General features: G+C 67.4%; 14 protein-coding genes. 10 read left to right on the top strand and 4 right to left on the bottom strand.

The window, feature by feature from the left end:
- Window positions 1-7 precede the first annotated feature (7 nt).
- Both ACSFA2_RS05520 and mdoH read left to right on the top strand, forming a co-directional pair.
- Window positions 8-1,432 carry a sigma 54-interacting transcriptional regulator gene (locus ACSFA2_RS05520; protein WP_435454313.1) on the top strand — a complete coding sequence of 475 codons (1,425 nt, stop codon included), beginning with the start codon at window positions 8-10 and terminating at the stop codon, window positions 1,430-1,432.
- A gap of 395 nt (window positions 1,433-1,827) precedes the next feature.
- A complete protein-coding gene (gene mdoH / locus ACSFA2_RS05515) occupies window positions 1,828-3,840 on the top strand; it encodes a glucans biosynthesis glucosyltransferase MdoH (RefSeq protein ID WP_435454312.1) in 2,013 nt (670 codons plus the stop codon).
- A 75-nt stretch (window positions 3,841-3,915) separates the two neighbouring features.
- Here the strand turns inward: mdoH and ffh are convergent, their stop codons facing one another.
- Window positions 3,916-5,304, bottom strand: coding sequence for a signal recognition particle protein (ffh, locus tag ACSFA2_RS05510; protein WP_435454311.1), 1,389 nt, complete (start codon window positions 5,302-5,304; stop codon window positions 3,916-3,918).
- A gap of 110 nt (window positions 5,305-5,414) precedes the next feature.
- On the opposite strand from ffh, the gene ACSFA2_RS05505 reads away from it, so the two are divergent.
- From ACSFA2_RS05505 to ACSFA2_RS05470, 8 genes are all read left to right on the top strand, one after another.
- On the top strand, window positions 5,415-6,224 hold the full coding sequence (locus ACSFA2_RS05505) for a cytochrome C assembly family protein (RefSeq protein WP_435454310.1): 810 nt from the start codon (window positions 5,415-5,417) through the stop codon (window positions 6,222-6,224).
- Window positions 6,221-6,466 (top strand): PP0621 family protein, encoded by a 246-nt coding sequence (locus tag ACSFA2_RS05500; protein WP_435454309.1) that lies wholly within the window; start codon window positions 6,221-6,223, stop codon window positions 6,464-6,466. Before ACSFA2_RS05505 ends, ACSFA2_RS05500 begins: the two co-directional genes overlap by 4 nt.
- A 9-nt stretch (window positions 6,467-6,475) precedes the next feature.
- A complete protein-coding gene (locus ACSFA2_RS05495; protein ID WP_435454308.1) occupies window positions 6,476-8,164 on the top strand; it encodes a two-component system sensor histidine kinase NtrB in 1,689 nt (562 codons plus the stop codon).
- 4 nt (window positions 8,165-8,168) lie between these two features.
- Entirely contained in the window at window positions 8,169-9,731 is a 1,563-nt protein-coding gene (locus ACSFA2_RS05490) for a sigma-54-dependent transcriptional regulator (protein WP_435454307.1), read from the top strand.
- A complete protein-coding gene (gene ampD / locus ACSFA2_RS05485; RefSeq protein WP_435454306.1) occupies window positions 9,724-10,323 on the top strand; it encodes a 1,6-anhydro-N-acetylmuramyl-L-alanine amidase AmpD in 600 nt (199 codons plus the stop codon). The genes ACSFA2_RS05490 and ampD overlap by 8 nt, the downstream gene beginning before the upstream one ends.
- A gap of 354 nt (window positions 10,324-10,677) precedes the next feature.
- The gene (locus tag ACSFA2_RS05480; RefSeq protein ID WP_435454305.1) at window positions 10,678-13,635 is read left to right on the top strand and encodes a ribonucleoside-diphosphate reductase subunit alpha; all 2,958 of its coding nucleotides are present in this window, start codon (window positions 10,678-10,680) and stop codon (window positions 13,633-13,635) included.
- A 150-nt stretch (window positions 13,636-13,785) separates the two neighbouring features.
- Window positions 13,786-15,015: a ribonucleotide-diphosphate reductase subunit beta gene (locus ACSFA2_RS05475; protein ID WP_435454304.1), complete on the top strand. Its 1,230-nt coding sequence runs from the start codon at window positions 13,786-13,788 to the stop codon at window positions 15,013-15,015.
- A 196-nt stretch (window positions 15,016-15,211) separates the two neighbouring features.
- The gene (locus tag ACSFA2_RS05470; protein ID WP_286648415.1) at window positions 15,212-15,694 is read left to right on the top strand and encodes a histone H1-like DNA-binding protein; all 483 of its coding nucleotides are present in this window, start codon (window positions 15,212-15,214) and stop codon (window positions 15,692-15,694) included.
- 87 nt (window positions 15,695-15,781) lie between these two features.
- On the opposite strand, the gene ACSFA2_RS05465 is transcribed toward ACSFA2_RS05470, so the two are convergent.
- Genes ACSFA2_RS05465 through prmA form a run of 3 tightly spaced genes read right to left on the bottom strand, consistent with a single transcriptional unit; the run spans window position 15,782 to window position 18,937 of the window.
- Window positions 15,782-16,684 carry a carbohydrate kinase family protein gene (locus ACSFA2_RS05465; protein WP_435454303.1) on the bottom strand — a complete coding sequence of 301 codons (903 nt, stop codon included), beginning with the start codon at window positions 16,682-16,684 and terminating at the stop codon, window positions 15,782-15,784.
- A gap of 57 nt (window positions 16,685-16,741) precedes the next feature.
- On the bottom strand, window positions 16,742-18,001 hold the full coding sequence (locus tag ACSFA2_RS05460) for a zinc-ribbon and DUF3426 domain-containing protein (RefSeq protein WP_435454302.1): 1,260 nt from the start codon (window positions 17,999-18,001) through the stop codon (window positions 16,742-16,744).
- A 51-nt stretch (window positions 18,002-18,052) separates the two neighbouring features.
- Entirely contained in the window at window positions 18,053-18,937 is an 885-nt protein-coding gene (prmA, locus tag ACSFA2_RS05455; RefSeq protein WP_435454301.1) for a 50S ribosomal protein L11 methyltransferase, read from the bottom strand.
- Between the last annotated feature and the right edge of the window lies 1 nt (window position 18,938).

Below are 18,938 nucleotides of genomic sequence, written 5' to 3'. Positions count from 1 at the left end.
ACCGTCCATGAGTGAAGCCCCCCCTTCCGCCAAAGCCACCGGCGCCCGCCTGTTGGTGGTCGACGACGACCCCGACATGCTGCGCCTGCTGTCGATGCGGCTGAACTCGGCCGGCTACCAGGTGACGGCCGTGACCTCGGCCGAATCGGCGCTGACCCAGCTCGAGATCGAGCACCCGCAACTGGTGCTGAGCGACGTGCGCCTGCCCGGCCGCGACGGGCTCGCGCTGTTCGACGAGATCCGCAAGGACCACCCGACGCTGCCGGTGATCCTGCTCACCGCGCACGGCACCATCCCCGACGCGGTCGAGGCGACGGCACGCGGCGTCTTCACCTACCTGACCAAGCCCTACGACGCGCGCGAGCTGCTCGAGAAGATCAGCCAGGCACTGGCCATGGGCTCGCCCGTCACCACACCCAGCACGGGCAGCGACGAAAGCTGGCGCTCCGAGATCGTCAGCCGCAGCAGCCGCATGGCCGAATTGCTGGCCGAAGCGCGCATGGTCGCCAAGTCCGACGCGTCGGTGCTGCTGCGCGGCGACAGCGGTGCCGGCAAGGAACTGCTGGCCCGCGCCATCCACAAGGCGAGCGCGCGGGCCGAGAAGCCCTTCGTGGCGGTCAACTGCGGCGCCATCCCCGAGGCGCTGCTCGAATCAGAACTGTTCGGCCACATGAAGGGCGCCTTCACCGACGCCCACGCCAACCACAAGGGCCTGTTCCAGCAGGCCGACGGCGGCACGCTGCTGCTCGACGAGATCGGCGACATGCCACCCGCCCTGCAGGTCAAGCTCTTGCGCGTGCTGCAGGAGCGCGCGGTGCGGCCGGTCGGCGCTGCCCAGTCGATCGCGGTCGACGTGCGCATCGTCTCGGCCACCCACCGCGACCTGGACGCTGCCATGGAAGCGGGCCAGTTCCGAGAAGACCTGTACTACCGCCTCAACGTGGTGACGCTCACGCTGCCGCCGCTGTCGGCCCGGCGCGAGGACATCCCGCTGCTGGCCAACCACTTCCTGCAGCGCCTGTCGACCAAGTACGGCAAGCGGCTGTCCGGCTTCGCGCCGGAGGCGATCAAGGCGCTCACCACGGCCTCCTGGCCGGGCAACGTGCGACAGTTGTTCAACGTCGTCGAGCAGGTCTGCGCGCTGTCGAGTTCACCCCTGATCCCGCTGGCGCTGGTGCAGCGGGCGCTGCGCGTGCCGAGCGTCGAGGTGCAGACCTACGCCGATGCCAAGCAGCGCTTCGAACGCGACTACCTGGTCGGCCTGCTCAAGCTGACCGACGGCAACGTGGCCGACGCCGCGCGCCTGGCCGACCGCAACCGGACCGAGTTCTATCGGCTGTTGCAGAAGCACGAACTGACCCCCGGCCACTTCAAGGCCGAGGGCCCGTCGTCACCATCCGGCGAAGCTGTCGCTGAGGAGCGACGCAAGTAAGTCGTTGATTTCATTGGGTTTGGCCCGCACAGCCAGCGAGGCTGTCGGGGTTCGGCGACAAAAACAGGGGTTTTCCCGCCCCTCCCGACACTTCACCGGGATTTTTGGGCGAAATTTTCGCCTAAGCCTTTGATTTAAAAGCGCTTTTCAGCGCTGGCACGGCGATTGCCCTAGTAGAGGCATGACCGCCTCTTTCAGCCCCTCTTTCGCACTGCGCCCGCAGCGCGATGGCCTGCGTTCCACGCAGGTTCTCCTCTCACGTCCCCGTGCTGCCAACTCCCTGGCCGCTGGGTCCGACGGATTGGGCGGGGCCTACCCCGACTGCGTCGTCAAGCGCTTTCCAGCGATTGGCGACACCCCTTCTTCCCTTCAAAAGCAACGTTGGTGAGCCGCCCATGAAACCAAACGATTTTTCCCAGATGAAGGTTTTGACCCCGGCCGACCTCGCGCCGAAGCGCAGCGTGTTTCGCGAGGACCGCCACCCGAACGCCCTGACCGCGCCGCCGGTCAATCGCGGTTCCATGGCGCCCCGCCCCTGGCGCGGTTTCTGGAACAGCATTGGCACCGCCATGCTGGTGAAGCTCGGCGCCGGCGGCAAGGCCGCCCGCGAGCAAGCCGTCGAACTCGGCCCGGAACAACCGTGGCAACGTGCCGCCAAGCAGCGTCGCCTGGCCTTCATGCTGCTGGCCCTGTTCAGCACCGTGATCGCGTCGATCCTGTTTGCCGGCGTGCAACCCGACTACGACAACGTCTGGCTCGAATACGGCCAGATCGGCCTGTACGGCCTGCTGTCCGGCTGGGTCGTGACCGGCTTCGTGACGGCACTGATGGGCTTCTATGTCTCCGTGCGCGGTGACAAGCACGCGCTGTCCGTCAAGCAGGTCGCCGACCATCCGATGAACCCGGAAACATGCACCGCGATCATCATGCCGATCTGCAACGAGGACGTGGCCACGGTGTTCGCCGGTCTGCGCGCCACCTGCGAATCGGTGGCCGCCACCGGCCATTCGAAGCAGTTCGACGTGTTCGTGCTGTCCGACAGCTACGACGCCGAGACCGCCAAGGCCGAACGCGCCGCCTGGGAAGACCTGCGCGCCGCGCTGGCCGAGAGCCCCAACCAGCCGCAGGTCGAGGTGTATTACCGGCTGCGCACCCGCCGCACGCACCGCAAGGCCGGCAACGTGGCCGACTTCTGCCGCCGCTGGGGCAACGACTACAAGTACATGGTCGTGCTCGACGCCGATTCGGTGATGAGCGGCGACTGCCTGACCGCCATGGTCAAGCTGATGGAAGCCAACCCGACGGCCGGCGTGATCCAGACCGCGACGCAGGCCATCGGCCACGTCACGCTGCACGCCCGTGCCCAACAATTCGCTTCCCGCGTGACGGGCCGCCTGTTCACGCTGGGCATGCAGTTCTGGCAACTGGGCGAATCGCACTACTGGGGCCACAACGCCATCATCCGCGTCAAGCCCTTCATGGACCATTGCGCGCTGGCACCGATCGCCGGCACCGGCGGCATGTCGGGCGGCATCATGTCGCATGACTTCGTCGAAGCCGCGCTGATGCGCCGTGCCGGCTACCACGTGTGGCTGGTGTCCGACCTGGTCGGCAGCTACGAGCAGCAACCGCCGGACCTGCTGTCCGAACTGCAGCGCGACCGCCGCTGGTGCCAGGGCAACCTGCAGAACGCCCGCCTGATGGCCGAGCCCGGCATCCACCCGGTGCACCGCGCGATGTTCGTGACCGGCACGATGGCCTACGTTTCCGCCCCGCTGTGGCTGGCCTTCCTGACGCTGGGCACCGCCCTGTGGCTGTCGGGTTCGAGCCTGATCTCGAGCTGGCATGTGCTGCCCGGTGAACTGGCCGCCCTGTGGGCCTGGACGCTGAGCCTGCTGTTCCTGCCGCGCGTGCTGGGCATCGCCGCCGTGCTGATGCGCGGCGAGCAACGCCAGTTCGGCGGCCTGGGCGGCCTGCTCAAGAGCTCGGTGCTGGAAAGCGCCCTGGCGATCGTGCAAGCCCCGGTTCGCATGCTGGCGCACTCGCTGTTTGTCGTGGTCGCCCTCACCGGCGTCAAGCTGAACTGGAAGTCGCCTCCGCGCGAAGCCGCTGCCGTGCCGTGGCGCATCGCCCTGTCGCAGCTCGCCCCGATGACCGCGATCGTCGCCCTGCTGGCCGTCGGCATCGCGCTGATCGACCCGAGCGCGCTGATCTGGCTGATGCCCGTGGGCCTGCCGCTGCTGCTGGCGATCCCGCTGACCGTGCTGACCAGCCAGATCGCGCTGGGCACCACGCTGCGCGACCGCGGCTGGTTGCTGATCCCCGAGGAATCGCGTTCGCCGGCCGTCCTGCGCCGCGCCTGGATGCATGCGCTGAAGCTGGCGCGTCCGGCGCTGGCGACTGCCTGACCCGGTTTCATCCGACCCAAGAAAAAGCCCGCAATCGCGGGCTTTTTCTTTGGGGAATCGAGAAAACGGGGCGCGTCAGAAGCGCGGCATGCCGCCGCCACCGCCGCCCATCGGGGGCATCCCCTTCATGCCGCCCATCTTCTTCATCATCTTCATGAGGCCGCCGCCCTTCATCTTCTTCATCATGGTCTGCATCTGCTCGAACTCGTTGAGCATGCGGTTGACCTCCTGAACCTGCACGCCGGCGCCGGCGGCGATGCGGCGCTTGCGGGTGGCCTTGAGCAGTTCGGGCTTGCGGCGTTCCAGCGGGGTCATGCTCTGGATGATCCCTTCCTTGCGGCGGATGTCGCGCTCGGCACGGGTCATGTCGGCCTCGGTCGCCTTGGCGGCCATCTGCTGTGGCAGCTTGTCCATCAGGCTGGAGAGGCCGCCCATCTGCTTCATCTGCTGCAACTGGCCGAGAAAGTCGTTGAGGTCGAAGCCGGCGCCGCTCTTGACCTTGGCCGCGAGCTTCTGGGCGGCGGCGACGTCGACACCCGCCGTGACCTGCTCGACCAGCGCGACGATGTCGCCCATGCCCAGGATGCGGCCGGCGTGGCGCTCGGCGTCGAACACTTCGAGCCCGTCGATCTTCTCGCTGGTGCCCGCGAACTTGATCGGCACACCGGTGACCTGCCGCACCGACAGGGCCGCACCGCCGCGCGAGTCGCCGTCGGTCTTGGTCAGGATGATGCCGGTGAGCGGCAGCGCGTCCTTGAAGGCCTTGGCAGTATTCACCGCATCCTGGCCCTGCATGGCGTCGACCACGAACAGCGTCTCGACCGGATTCAGTTCGGCATGCAGCGCCTTGATCTCGGCCATCAGCACCTCGTCGATGGCCAGGCGGCCGGCGGTATCGACCAGCAGCACGTCGAAGAAATGGCGGCGCGCATGGTCGATGGCGGCGCGCACGATGTCGATCGGCTTCTGGTCGGCGCTGCTGGGAAACCACTCGGCGCCGGCCTGCTTGGTCACCGTCTTGAGCTGCTCGATGGCGGCCGGGCGGTAGACGTCGCCCGACACGGTGAGCACCTTCTTCTTGCGCTTCTCGATCAGGTGCTTGGCCAGCTTGGCCGTGGTCGTGGTCTTGCCGGCGCCCTGCAGGCCAGCCATCAGGATGACGGCCGGCGGCTGCGCTGCCAGGTTGATGTCGGAAACGCCCTCGCCCATGGTGGCGGCGAGCTCCCGGTTGACGATGCCGACCAGCGCCTGGCCGGGCTTGAGCGAACCGAGCACTTCCTGGCCGAGCGCCTTCTCCTTCACGCGCGCGACAAAATCGCGCACCACGGGCAGGGCCACGTCGGCTTCGAGCAGCGCCATCCGCACCTCGCGCAGCATGTCCTGCACGTTGTCTTCGGTGATGCGGGCCTGCCCGCTCATCGTCTTGACGAGCCGGGAGAATTTTTCGGTGAGCGCGGTGGCCATGGAAGGTGCCTTGTGGCCCGCAGGTGCGGGCGCTTTGAATGGGGGGCGAAACGCCGGGGCGGCGTTGTGACGTGCGACGGGCTTTGTGGGCCAGCCCTTATCATCGCCGCATGATTTTAGCGAGCCCCTCCCCACTCGGCGTGGCACTGGGCATCGCCACTGCCGGTGCCTATGCCTTGACGGCCGCCGCGGCCCCCCGATTGAACCGCCAAGCCACCCAGTCCGCGCTGGGCCTGGCCTGGCTGCTTCATGCGATGGCGCTCGGCGTCGGGCTGATCAGCGCCATGCCGCGCTTCGGCTTCGCGCCGGCGCTGTCGGTCATGGCGTGGCTGGTGCTCACGGTGTATGCGGTCGAAAGCCGCATGTTCCCGCAGCTCACCGTGCGTCGCACCCTGGCCGGGCTGGGCGCGCTGGCCGTGCTGCTGGCCGTGCTGTTCCCGGGCACGCCGCTGCACGTGTCGGCCTCGCCCTGGCTGCCGCTGCACCTGGCGCTAGGTATCGCGTCGTACGGCCTGTTCGGCGCGGCGGTGGTGCATGCCTGGCTCACGACCCGCGCCGAAAAGCAGATCCGCCTGGCGACCGAGCCGGAGGCCAGCGTGCCGCTGCTCACCCTGGAGCGCCTGACCTTCCGCTTCGTGAGCGCCGGCTTCGTGCTGCTGTCGGCCACGCTGCTGGCCGGCCTGCTCTTCAGCGAGACGCTCTATGGCGCCGCCGGCCAGGTCTGGAAATGGGACCACAAGACACTGTTCTCGGTACTGGCCTGGCTGACCTTCGCGGTGCTGCTGATCGGCCGTGCCCGTTTCGGCTGGCGCGGCCGCACCGCGCGGCGCGTGCTGTACGCGGGCGCCGCGTTGCTGCTGCTGGCTTACGTCGGCTCGCGCTTCGTGCTCGAAGTGCTGCTGGCACGAGGCGCCGCATGAAGTACCTGCTGGTCCTCTTCGTGGTGGCGGTCGGTATCTGGCTCTGGCGCAAGAATCGGCGCGAGGAAATGCGTGAACGGACGGCGCCGCCCCAACGCCCGGCGCCCCCCGCGGTCGGCGCGCCGCAGGCGATGGCACGCTGCGCCCACTGCGGCCTGCATCTGCCGGCGACCGACGCCCTGCCGGGACCGGGCGGTGCGCTGTATTGCAGCGCGGCGCATCGGCGCGCGGCCGAAGGCTGAACCGCCGCCATGGCCTCCCTGCTCTGGTCACGCGGCGACCCCCTGACCGACTGGGCCGCGCTCGACAGCCGCACCGAACGCGACACCGCGCTGCAGCGTCTGTGGCGCGGCTTCATGACGGCGCGCTGCTTCGTGGCCGCCGTGCTGCTGCTGCTGCAGTTCGTGACCTATGCCATCGGCCAGTCGGTGCACTGGGTCGCGGTCGGCCTCTCGTCCGGCTACCTGATCGCCGCGCTGCTGGGCGCGCGCTTCGCGCCCTTCCGGCCGCCGATCCGCGGCTTCGGCACTGCCTGGGCCGTGACCATCGGCATCGACCTGGCCACCTTCACCGCCCTGCAGGTGCTGCAGGTCGGCAGCATCAACTACACGCCGCTGTTCGCGCTGCCGGTGCTGATGGGCGCGGTGCTGGGCACGGTCACCGTGGGCCTGGGCACCAGCGCGGCCGTCACGCTGCTGCTGCTGGCCGACGCGAGCTGGCGCTGGATCGATTCGTCGGGCGACGCCAGCGCGCGCTTCGTGCAGGCGGCGCTCACCGGCACCGGCCTGTTCGTGGTGGCGCTGCTGGCGCACGAACTCGCGCGGCGCCTGGCGCGCGAAGAGGCGCTGGCGCAGCGCGGACGCAGTGCGGCGCAGATGCATGCGCAGGTCAACGACCTGGTGATCGAGACGCTGAGCGAAGGCGTGCTGGTGATCGACGCCGACGGCCGGGTGCATGCCGCCAACCCGGCGGCCGACGTGATCCTCGGGCACGGCCTGGCGTCGATGACGCCGCCCTTCGTGCTGGCGTCGCAGCCGGCCTGGCGCCCGCTGGCCGCGCTCGCGGGGCGCACCTTCTCGCGACGTGCCGCGCAATCGCGCGAACTGCCCGTGGCGCAGGCCCAGGGGCCGGCACGCGAGGTGCGGGTGCGCACGCGCCTCACGCCGTCCAGCGACCGGCGCAACGACAGCCTGTGCGTGATGTTCCTGCAGGACCTGCGCGAGCTCGAGGCCCGCATCCGCACCGAGAAGCTGGCGGCGATGGGCCGCATGTCGGCGGCGGTGGCGCACGAGATCCGCAACCCGCTGGCGGCGATCACGCAGGCCAGTGCGCTGCTCAGCGAAGACCTGACCGACCCGGCGCACCGCCAGCTCACCGCGATGGTCGAGCAGAACGCGCTACGGCTGGCGCGCATCGTCGATGACGTGCTCGACGTGGCCCGTGCGCGCCAGCAGCGCGTGCTGCCGCTGGACGAGCAGTTGTCGCTCGACCCGACGGTGCGCACGCTGGTCGACGAATGGGTGCAGCAGACGCGCCGCGGCGTGCAGGTGGTGCTGGAAGCCGGCGCGGTCGACGTGCGCTTCGACGTCGAGCACCTGCGCCGCATCCTGGTGAACCTGCTGGACAACGCGGCACGCTACGCCAGCGCACGCGATGGCGCCATCCAGGTCCACACGCGCAGCGGCACGGCCGGGCGCGCCAGCCTGCAGGTGTGGAGCGACGGCGCACCGCTCGACCCCGCGGTGCAGCGGCACCTGTTCGAGCCCTTCTTCTCGTCGGAAAGCCGCTCGAGCGGCCTCGGTCTCTTCCTGTGCCGCGAACTCTGCGAGCGGCACGGCGCCACCATGGGCTACGAGCGCTGCCTCGTCGCGCGCGGCAGCCCGGAAGGCAACGCCTTCTTCGTCCACTTCGCGGCCGCAGAAGGCCGGCTGACACAATAACGCCGTGAGCACTCCCAACCCGTCCGCACCGCGCATTGCACAGATCCTGGTCGTCGACGACGAGCCCGACCTGCGCACCCTGTACGAACTGACGCTGCTGCGCGAGGGCTACCGTGTCGAAGCCGCCGGCAGCGTGGCCGATGCGGAAAAGCACCTGCAGGCCGAACGCTTCGACGTGGTCATCACCGACATGCGCCTGCCCGACGGGCTCGGCATGGAGATCCTCCAGCGCATTCACCGCGAGCAGCGCAGCGAGCGCTGCATCGTGATGACCGCCTATGGCTCCGCCGAGAACGCGGTCGAGGCGCTGAAGGCCGGTGCCTTCGACTACCTCACCAAGCCAGTCGACCTGAAGCAGTTCCGCGGGGTCGTGGCGTCGGCGGTGCAAGCGCAGCTCGCGTCGGCACGCCCCCATGTGCCGTCCACCGGCACCGTCGATCCCACACGCGGCATCGAATCGACCGTCGGCGGCAACGGCAACGCTGCACTGGCCCGGCTGGTCGGCGACTCCGAGCCGATGCGCCTGGTCAAGTCGCGCATCGCCAAGGTGGCGCGCGGCATGGCGCCGGTGCTGGTGCGCGGCGAATCGGGCACCGGCAAGGAACTGGTCGCGCGCGCGGTGCATGCCTGCAGCCAGCGCAGCGACGGCCCTTTCATCGCCGTCAACTGCGGCGCCATTCCGGAGAACCTGCTCGAGGCCGAGTTCTTCGGCGCGCGCAAGGGCTCGTACACCGGCTCGGCGGCGGACCGCGACGGCTATTTCCAGGCAGCCCGCGGCGGCACGCTGTTCCTCGACGAGATCGGCGACCTGCCGCTGGCGATGCAATCGAAGCTGCTGCGCGCCATCCAGGAACGCAGCGTGCGGCCGATCGGCTCGACGCAGGAAGACGCGGTCGACGTGCGGATCGTCAGCGCCACCCACAAGGATCTGCAGGCCGAGGTGCAGGCAGGCCGCTTCCGCCAGGATCTGTTCTACCGGCTCAACGTGATCGAGATCGCCGTGCCGGCCCTGCGCGACCGGCGCGAAGACCTGCCCGCGCTGTGTGCCGCGCTGCTCGCGCGCATCGCGCACGACGCCGGCATGGACGTGCCGGTGCTGTCGCCGGCAGTGATCGACAGCCTGGCCGCCCACCCGCTGCAGGGCAATGTGCGCGAGCTCGAGAACCTGTTGCACCGCGCGGTGGCGCTCAACGACGGCGACGAACTGCACCTGGACTTCGAGCCGAGCAACATCGCGCCGCTCGAGCGCCTGTCCGGCATATCCGACTTCGCGCCGATGTCGATCGCTGTGCCGCCCCCGGCCCCACCGCCGCCACCAGCCGCGCCCTTGGCAGCCGCCCCCATGCCCGTGAGCGTGGACGCGCCACAGGCCGTGCCCGCCGACCTGCAGACCTACCTCGACCAGCAGGAGCGCGAGATCCTCGTGCGTGCCCTGCGCGAGAGCGGCTTCAACCGCACCGCCGCGGCCGCGCGGCTCGGCCTGAGCCTGCGGCAGATCCGCTACCGCATCGCGCGGCTGGGCATCGGCACGCCCAACGGCAACGACGATGCCGGTGGCGATGAGTGACGCCGGCAAGGCGACGTCAGGCCTCTGGCAGGATGGCTGGCTGCGCAACGCGAACCTTCTGCCCTCACCGAATTTCGGCCCGCGGCCGCCGGGCGCGCACATCGACCTGATCGTGTTGCATTCCATCAGCCTGCCGCCCGGCCGGTATGGCGGCGACGAGGTGCAGCGACTCTTCACCAACCAGCTCGACTGGGATGCGCATCCGTACTTCCAGCAGATCCGCGGTGCCGAAGTCTCTTCGCACTTCTATGTGCGGCGCGACGGCGCGCTCTGGCAGTTCGTGAGCTGCGACGCGCGCGCCTGGCACGCCGGCGCATCGGCCTGGCGTGGCCGCGGCAACTGCAACGACGACTCTGTCGGCATCGAACTCGAAGGCCTGGAAGGCCAGACGTTCGAAGCGGCGCAGTACGCCACCCTCGCCGCGCTTTGTCCGGCGATCGCGCAGCGCTATCCCATCGGCTTCGTCGCCGGCCACGAGCACATCGCGCCAGGACGCAAGCACGACCCGGGCGCAGGCTTTCGATGGGCGCGCCTGCAGGCCGACACCGGGTGGCCAAGCACGATGTTTCCGCCGCAGACAGCGCGCCGCTAAAAATTTCAATCGAGGCACGGCATCCGATGGCTAGCCGGTCGACCGGCGCGCGGCGCGGCGCCACCGGCCGCCGCCCAGCAACCATGCGGCTTTCAAGCCCAAACAGGCTGGAAAAGTGCGTCGCTGCTGGCTTCGTTCAGACTAACGCAGTCACCATGCGGCATGCGCTGGGCTCTGGGCCCTGTGTGACATTTTTCACGGACCTTGATCTTCGTGAAAAACACTACATCTAGTGATTGTGACCCCCTCACACACTAGATATAGTGTGCTGCCCGACCGATATACCCCGGTCGACCGCGCCGGACGCCGCTTCCGCCACGCGCCCCCAACAAGAATTTGCCAACCGAGGACCGAATGCAAACAGCTCTGAACACCCCGTCCACCACCTCTCGCACAACGACCCCCTCGCCCACCGCCAGCGCGGCGGCCCGCGACAGCGCCGGCTCGCCTGCCGGCAGCGCGCTCGCGCACTACCAGATCATCCGCCGCAACGGCGCCGTGGTGCCCTTCGAGCCCAACAAGATCGCCATCGCGATGATGAAGGCCTTCCTCGCGGTGCACGGCACGCAAGGCGCGGCATCGGCCAGCGTGCGCGAGACGGTCGACACGCTGACGCAGGCCGTGGTGCGCGCCATGGTGCGTTCGCGTCCGGGCGGCGGCACCTTCCACATCGAAGACGTGCAGGACCAGGTCGAGCTCGGCCTGATGCGCGGAGGGCACCACGAGATCGCCCGTGCGTATGTGCTGTACCGCGAGCGCCGCACGCAGGAGCGTTCCAAGCAAGGCGCGCAGGACGCGCCCGTCGCACCCACGCTGCATGTGCTCGACCGCGGCGAACGCGTGGCACTCGACCTGAACGAGCTCAAAGGCCTGATCGAATCCGCCTGCGAAGGTCTGGGCGACAGCATCACGGCCGCGCCGATCCAGGCCGAGACGATGCGCAACCTGTACGACGGCGTGCCGCTCGACGAGGTGTACAAGGCCTCGATCCTGGCTGCCCGCACGCTGATCGAAAAAGATCCGGACTACACCTTCGCGACCGCGCGCCTGCTGCTGCACACGATCTTCAAGGAGATCATCGGCCGCGAAGTGATGCCCGCCGAGCGCTCGCAAGCCTATGTCGACTACTTCCCGCAGTTCATCAAGAAGGGCGTCGACAACGACCTGCTCGACGAGAAGCTGCTGCAGTTCGACCTGCCGCGTCTGGGCGCCGCCCTGAAGGCCGAACGCGACAACCAGTTCGACTACCTCGGCCTGCAGACCCTGTACGACCGTTACTTCCTGCATGTGCGCAAGGCGCGCATCGAATTGCCGCAGGCCTTCTTCATGCGCGTGGCCATGGGCCTGTCGCTGGGCGAGATCGACCGCGAAGCGCGCGCCATCGAGTTCTACGAAGTGCTCTCGTCCTTCGACTTCATGTCGAGCACGCCCACGCTGTTCAACGCCGGCACGCTGCGCTCGCAGCTGTCGAGCTGCTACCTCACGACCGTGCCCGACGACCTCGATGGCATCTACGAGTCGATCAAGGAAAACGCGCTGCTGTCGAAGTTCGCCGGCGGTCTGGGCAACGACTGGACCCGCGTGCGCGCCCTCGGCAGCCACATCAAGGGCACCAACGGCGAATCGCAAGGCGTCGTGCCGTTCCTGAAGGTCGTGAACGACACGGCCGTGGCCGTGAACCAGGGCGGCAAGCGCAAGGGCGCCGTCTGCACGTACCTGGAAACCTGGCACCTCGACATCGAGGAGTTCCTGGAGCTGCGCAAGAACACCGGCGACGACCGCCGCCGCACGCACGACATGAACACCGCCAACTGGATTCCCGACCTCTTCATGCGCCGCGTGATGGAAAAGGGCACCTGGACGCTGTTCTCGCCCAACAACGTGCCCGACCTGCACGACCTCTTCGGCGCCGACTTCGAAAAGGCCTACGTCGCCTACGAAGAGAAGGCGCTGCGCGGCGAGATCAAGCCTTCGCGCACGCTGCCTGCGGCCGACCTGTGGCGCAAGATGCTCACGATGCTGTTCGAGACCGGCCACCCGTGGATCACGTTCAAGGACGCCTGCAACGTGCGCTCGCCGCAGCAGCACGCTGGCGTCGTCCACTCGTCGAACCTGTGCACCGAGATCACGCTGAACACCAGCGACACCGAGACCGCGGTGTGCAACCTGGGCTCGGTCAACCTGATCAATCACTTGAAGGACGGCGCACGCGACGCCAACGGCGTCGCCTCCAAGGTGCTCGACCAGGAAAAGCTCAAGAAGACGATCTCGACCGCGATGCGCATGCTCGACAACGTGATCGACATCAACTACTACGCGGTCAAGAAGGCGCGCGACTCGAACCTGCGCCACCGTCCGGTCGGCCTGGGCCTGATGGGCTTCCAGGACGCGCTGTACGAACTGCGCATTCCCTACGCCTCGCAAGAAGCCGTGCAGTTCGCCGACGAGTCGATGGAAGCCATCTGCTACCACGCCTACTCGGCATCGGCCGACCTGGCCCGTGAGCGCGGCAAGTACTCGAGCTACAAGGGCTCGCTGTGGGACAAGGGCATCCTGCCGATCGACACGCTCGACCTGCTCGAGAAGGCACGCGGCGGCTACGTCGAGGTCGACCGCTCGTCCACGCTCGACTGGGACGCACTGCGCCAGAAGATCAAGACCCAGGGCATGCGCAACTCCAACTGCGTGGCGATCGCACCAACGGCGACCATCTCGAACATCATCGGCGTCGACGCCTCGATCGAACCCTGCTTCGGCAACCTGTCGGTCAAGTCGAACCTGTCAGGCGAGTTCACCGTCATCAACCACTACCTGGTGCGCGACCTCAAGCGCCTGGGCCTGTGGGACGACGTGATGGTGATGGACCTGAAGCACTTCGACGGTTCGCTGCGCCCCATCGACCGCGTGCCGCAGGACGTGAAGGCGCTCTACGCCACCGCGTTCGAAGTCGAGACGACCTGGCTGGTGGAAGCCGCCGCACGTCGCCAGAAGTGGATCGACCAGGCGCAGTCGCTGAACATCTACATGGCGGGTGCCTCGGGCAAGAAGCTGGACGACACCTACAAGCTCGCCTGGCTGCGCGGTCTGAAGACCACCTACTACCTGCGCACGCAGAGCGCGACGCACGCCGAGAAGTCGACCGTGCAATCGGGCCGGCTCAACGCCGTGTCCTCGGGCGGCAGCAACGATGCGCCGAAGATGAGCGCGATCGAAGCCGCCGCTGCTGCAGCGCAAGCGCAGCTCAATGCGATGCCTGCCACCGACATCGCTTTCTGCGGTGTCGACGATCCGACGTGCGAAGCGTGCCAGTGATGTCAGCGTGATGCGAATGTGATTCGCGGCATCGCCCGACAAAATGCGATGCATGCGAACAACATAAGCAAGAGATAATTCGGGCGCGATGTGAGGCTGCACTTTGCAACTCGCATCGTTGCTCACATAATTTGAGCATTGGATTTTTCTATGTTGACCTGGGACGAAGAAGTCAAGCCATCCTTGCCAAAGGACATGCCACAAGGATTGCAGCACTCACCATCGCAAAGCGGCGCATCGGTCGCCCGCTCGATGGAATTCCCGACGCCGCAAACAGCCTCCGCCGCCACGCCTCTGCCTCGCACGACGCTCGATGACGGCGCATCGGCACCGGTTCGCCCAGCTGCGCCGGCACCCGTCGCGCGCCGCGTGAACGCTGCCGACAAGCGCATCATCAACGGCCAGACCGACGTCAACCAGTTGGTGCCGTTCAAGTACAAGTGGGCCTGGGAAAAGTACCTCGCCACCTGCGCCAACCACTGGATGCCGCAGGAAGTGAACATGACGCGCGACATCGCGTTGTGGAAAGACCCGAACGGCCTGACCGAAGACGAGCGCCGCATCGTCAAGCGCAACCTCGGCTTCTTCGTGACCGCCGATTCGCTGGCCGCCAACAACATCGTGCTGGGCACCTACCGCCACATCACGGCGCCCGAGTGCCGCCAGTTCCTGCTGCGCCAGGCCTTCGAGGAAGCGATCCACACGCACGCCTACCAGTACATCGTCGAATCGCTCGGCCTGGATGAGAGCGAGATCTTCAACGCGTACAACGAGGTCGCCTCCATTCGCAACAAGGACGAGTTCCTGATCCCTTTCATCGAAGCGATCAGCGACCCGAACTTCAAGACCGGCACGCACGAAACCGACCAGACTCTGCTCAAGTCGCTGATCGTGTTCGCCTGCCTGATGGAAGGCCTGTTCTTCTACGTCGGCTTCACGCAGATCCTGGCGCTCGGCCGCCAGAACAAGATGACCGGCGCGGCCGAGCAGTACCAGTACATCCTGCGCGACGAGTCGATGCACTGCAATTTCGGCATCGACCTGATCAACCAGCTCAAGCTCGAGAATCCCAACCTTTGGACCACCGAGTTCAAGGCGGAGATCAAGGCCCTCTTCCTGAAGGCCGTCGAGCTCGAATACCAATACGCCGAAGACACCATGCCCCGCGGTGTGCTCGGCATGAACGCCTCCATGTTCAAGGGCTACCTGCGCTACATCGCCAACCGGCGTGCACAGCAGATCGGCCTCGAGACGCTCTTCCCGAACGAAGAAAACCCGTTCCCGTGGATGAGCGAAATGATTGACCTGAAGAAAGAGCGCAATTTCTTCGAAACCCGCGTGATCGAATACCAGTCGGGTGGTGCGCTCTCCTGGGATTGAGCTTTTTAACGACAACAATCGATGGATTCAGGAATTGCCCTCCACATCGACCGCGCCATAGAGCGCGGGGGTGCAGAGGGCTCAGGTGTTCATGGTGCTGGGATTTGATGTCCAACGCCATGGATCGCTTCAAGCGCAACAGCGCGCGCGAAGTGCTTCAAAAGGTTGATTTTTCAACTTGACCAAGGAGAAAGAAATGGCAACTGCAAAGAAAGCGCCGGCGAAGAAAGCCGCAGCAAAGAAGGCTCCGGCAAAGAAGGTCGCGGCCAAGAAGGCACCGGCAAAGAAGGTCGCAGCGAAGAAGGCTCCGGCTAAGAAGGTTGCTGCCAAGAAGGTAGCCGCCAAGAAGGCGCCTGCGAAGAAGGTCGCTGCCAAGAAGGCTCCGGCCAAGAAGGTTGCTGCCAAGAAGGTAGCCGCCAAGAAGGCGCCTGCGAAGAAGGCTGCAGCCAAGAAGGCGCCGGCCAAGAAGGCCGCTGCCAAGAAGGCGCCTGCGAAGAAGGCCCCCGCGAAAAAGGCGGCGGCCAAGAAGCCCGCTGCCAAGAAAGCTGCGAAGAAGCCCGCTGCCAAGAAGGCTGCGAAAGCGCCCGCCAAGGCTGCCGCCGTAGCGCCTGCCCCTGCGGCGCAAACGACGCTGAACCCCCAGGCAGCCTGGCCGTTTCCGACGGCCAGCAAGCCCTGAGTTTCTCAGCGGCCTTGAAGGCAAAAGCCCGGTACCGCAAGGTGCCGGGCTTTTTTCATGCCGTCAGGCCAGAGGCGAAGAAGATACTCAAACGCCCAGCGTCTGACGATCGAGCTGGTAGTTTTGCGGTCCGCGCTGTGCGATCTTGATCGCGCCGACGCGGTTGCCCAGAGCCGCACAATCCACCAGCGACCAGCCCTTCTCCAGACCGAAGAGCAGCGCGCCGCGCCATGCGTCGCCGCAGCCGGTCGGGTCGACCACGGCTTCCGGTGTGACGGCCGGCACATGCGTGCACTGGCCATCGACCCAGACATCGCAACCGTCGGCACCCAGTGTCACCACCAGTCCGCGCACGCGGCGCGAGATCTCGGCGTTGTCCCAGCCCGTGCGGTCGCTGAGCATCTTGCCCTCGTAGTCGTTGACCGTGACCCAGTCCGCCTGCTCGATGAAGCGCGCGAGTTCGTCGCCGTTGAACATCGGCAGACCCTGGCCCGGGTCGAACACGAAGGGGATGCCGGCCAGTTTGAACTGCTCGGCATGCTGCAGCATGGCGTCGCGCCCGTCTGGCGAGATGATCCCGAGCTGGATGTCATCGCGCGCCGCGATGCGCGTGACGTGCGCCTGCTGCATCGCACCCGGGTGAAAGGCCGTGATCTGGTTGTTGGCCAGGTCGGTGGTGATGAAGCACTGTGCCGTGTAGGTGTCATCGATTTCGCGGATGAATTCGGTGCCGATGCCCAGGCCCTGCAGGCGCGCGACGTAGTCGGCACCGTCGCTGCCGACGGCGGCCATCGGCAGCGCCGTGCCGCCCAGCGCGTTCAGGCTGAACGCGATGTTGCCGGCGCACCCGCCGAAGTCACGGCGCAGGCCGGGCACGAGGAATGACACGTTCAGGATGTGCACCTGGTCCGGAAGAATCTGGTCGGCGAACCGTCCTTCGAAATTCATGATGGTGTCGAACGCGAGAGAACCGCAAATCAGGGCTGCCATGGATGGACCGTTGTTGGGGAGAAAGAGAAGAAGGGATGAAGACGCGCCGGAACGCGCCTAGGGGTAGAAGGCATCGAGATGGAAACCGGCCACGCGCGGCAACGCGGCAGCGTCGCCGCCCACGAGCGCCATCGGCAACAGCGCGGTGCGCTCTCCGCGTGCGGCGATCACCGCCGGCGCGCCGTAGTCGGCAGGCCTCAGCACGCGGCGCACGACGGTGCGCTCCTGCAGGTCGATCAGCGACAGCTCGACCGCCGGCATGGCCAGCGGCAGATCGGCGCGATTGCGCAGCGTGAAGCTCAGTTGATAGCCCTCGCCGCCCTTCTCGCGCGCGAAGGAGGCCCCGTCGATGGTGATGTCCGCGATGCGCTGCAGCGCCGCCAGCTGGCAACCCAGCACTTCACAGGCGCTGGCGAAGGCGGGGCGCCACGACGGCTGGCGGGCCACGATGGCACTGCGTTCCTGGTAGACCATCTGCGCCACCAGGCACAGCAGCGCAACGACCGACAGCGTGCGCCAAGGCCAGCCCGGACGGAAACCACGGCGGCGTGGCGCATCGCCCGCGCGCGAGACACGTCGCCTCGCAGCAGCGACCGGCGTCTCCGGCGCAGCCGGCGATGGCTCCACCGGTTCGCTCGCCGTCATCACGACGGCGGCCGCTTCGCTGTCCTTGGCCTTGGCGCGCGACCTGGCGATCTTGGCGGACTTGACGCGCGCACGGCGCAACGCCTTCTGAAACTGGGCGTCGTCGGTGTCGGGCACGGCCGCTGGCACCGAGGCCTCTGCGCGCTGCGGCACGTCGCCCAGGTGCAGGGACGGCAGTCGCGACCAGGTATCGATCGCTTGGGGCGCGACAGGCCACGACGTCGGCCCGTCATCGGCGGGAAACTCGATGACCGGCACGGTGGTGGTCGACGCGTAGCCGCTGAACGACGGCCAGCCGAGCGTGGGCGCCTCGAGCGTCACGGGCTGCGTGCGTGGCGGTTGCGGAATGTGGTCGGTGATGACGGTCGGCATCGATGTCCGAGCCGGTGCGTCTTCGTCGGACGACGGCGCGCCGCTCTGCAGGCGCAACAGGGTGTCGTTGAAGAAGTCGATGTCGGCCAGGGTCGGCGCCGCCACGGGGGGCGGCGTCTCGGGTGGCGTCTCGGGCGGCACCACATCCGTTGCCACAGCCTCGGTGTCGTGCAGATGTTCTGTGCCGTCGAACACATGGCTGCAACGACCGCAGCGCACCCAACCGTCGGAGATGCGAAGCTGATCCCGCACCACCTTGAACGTGGTGCCGCATTCGGGGCAGCGGGTGGCGAGACTCATGAGGCGTCGATTGTAGGATCGGCCCTCGGCCCGGTCCGCATGCCCGTGAGGCTACAGGCGCGCCGTCATGAGGATCCAGCCGTCCTCGGTGTCGCTCACCTCGAGCGCGGCATACGGTGCGTAAGCGCTCTTCAACTCGTCGGCCTGGCGTTCGAGGATGCCGGCCAGCACCAGCGAACCGCCCGGCGCGACGTGCGCGCACAGCAGCGGCGCAAGCACCTTGAGCGGTGTGGCCAGGATGTTGGCCAGCACCACGTCGTAGCGACCCTGGGCCGCATCGGGCAGGCCCGCGTTCAGCGTGACCGCGTTGGCGTCGGCATTGAGGCGCGTGGCCTCGACCGCCGCGGGGTCGATGTCGACCGCATCGATCGCCACCGCACCGAACTTCGCCGCGCCGATCGCCAGGATGCCCGAGCCGCACCCGTAGTCGAGCACGCGCGCCGGCGCGGCGGGCTGCCGCGTCGCGATCCAGCGCAGGCACATGCGTGTGGTGGGATGCGTGCCGGTGCCGAAGGCCAGACCCGGGTCGAGGCGGATGGTCTGCCGCGCCTGGGCCGGCGGCTCGTGCCAGGTCGGCACGATCCAGAACTCGGGCGTGATATCGACCGGCGCGAACTGCGATTGCGTCAGCCGCACCCAGTCCTGCTCCGGCACGTCGGCCACGCCGATGACTTCGCAGCCCGTGAAGAAGTCCTGCGCGGTCAAGAGCGTCGCCGCCTCGCGCGCTGCCGCTTCGTCGGGGAACAGCGCGATCACGCGCGAACGCTGCCAGCCGTCTTTGGGCGGCGGCATGCCGGGCTCGCCGAAGAGCGCCTGCTCGGCGTCGGTCTGCGCGTCGGCGTCTTCGACGGACACGCTCAAGGCCTCGAGGGCATCGAGCGCATCGCTCAGGTCTTCGACGCGTTCTTCCGGTGCCAGCAGGCGGAGCTCAAACACA

It is taken from the genome of Variovorax cryoconiti (assembly GCF_051216395.1).
Taxonomy (GTDB): Bacteria; Pseudomonadota; Gammaproteobacteria; order Burkholderiales; family Burkholderiaceae_C; genus Variovorax.
This window is presented reverse-complemented; position numbering and strand designations above follow the sequence as displayed.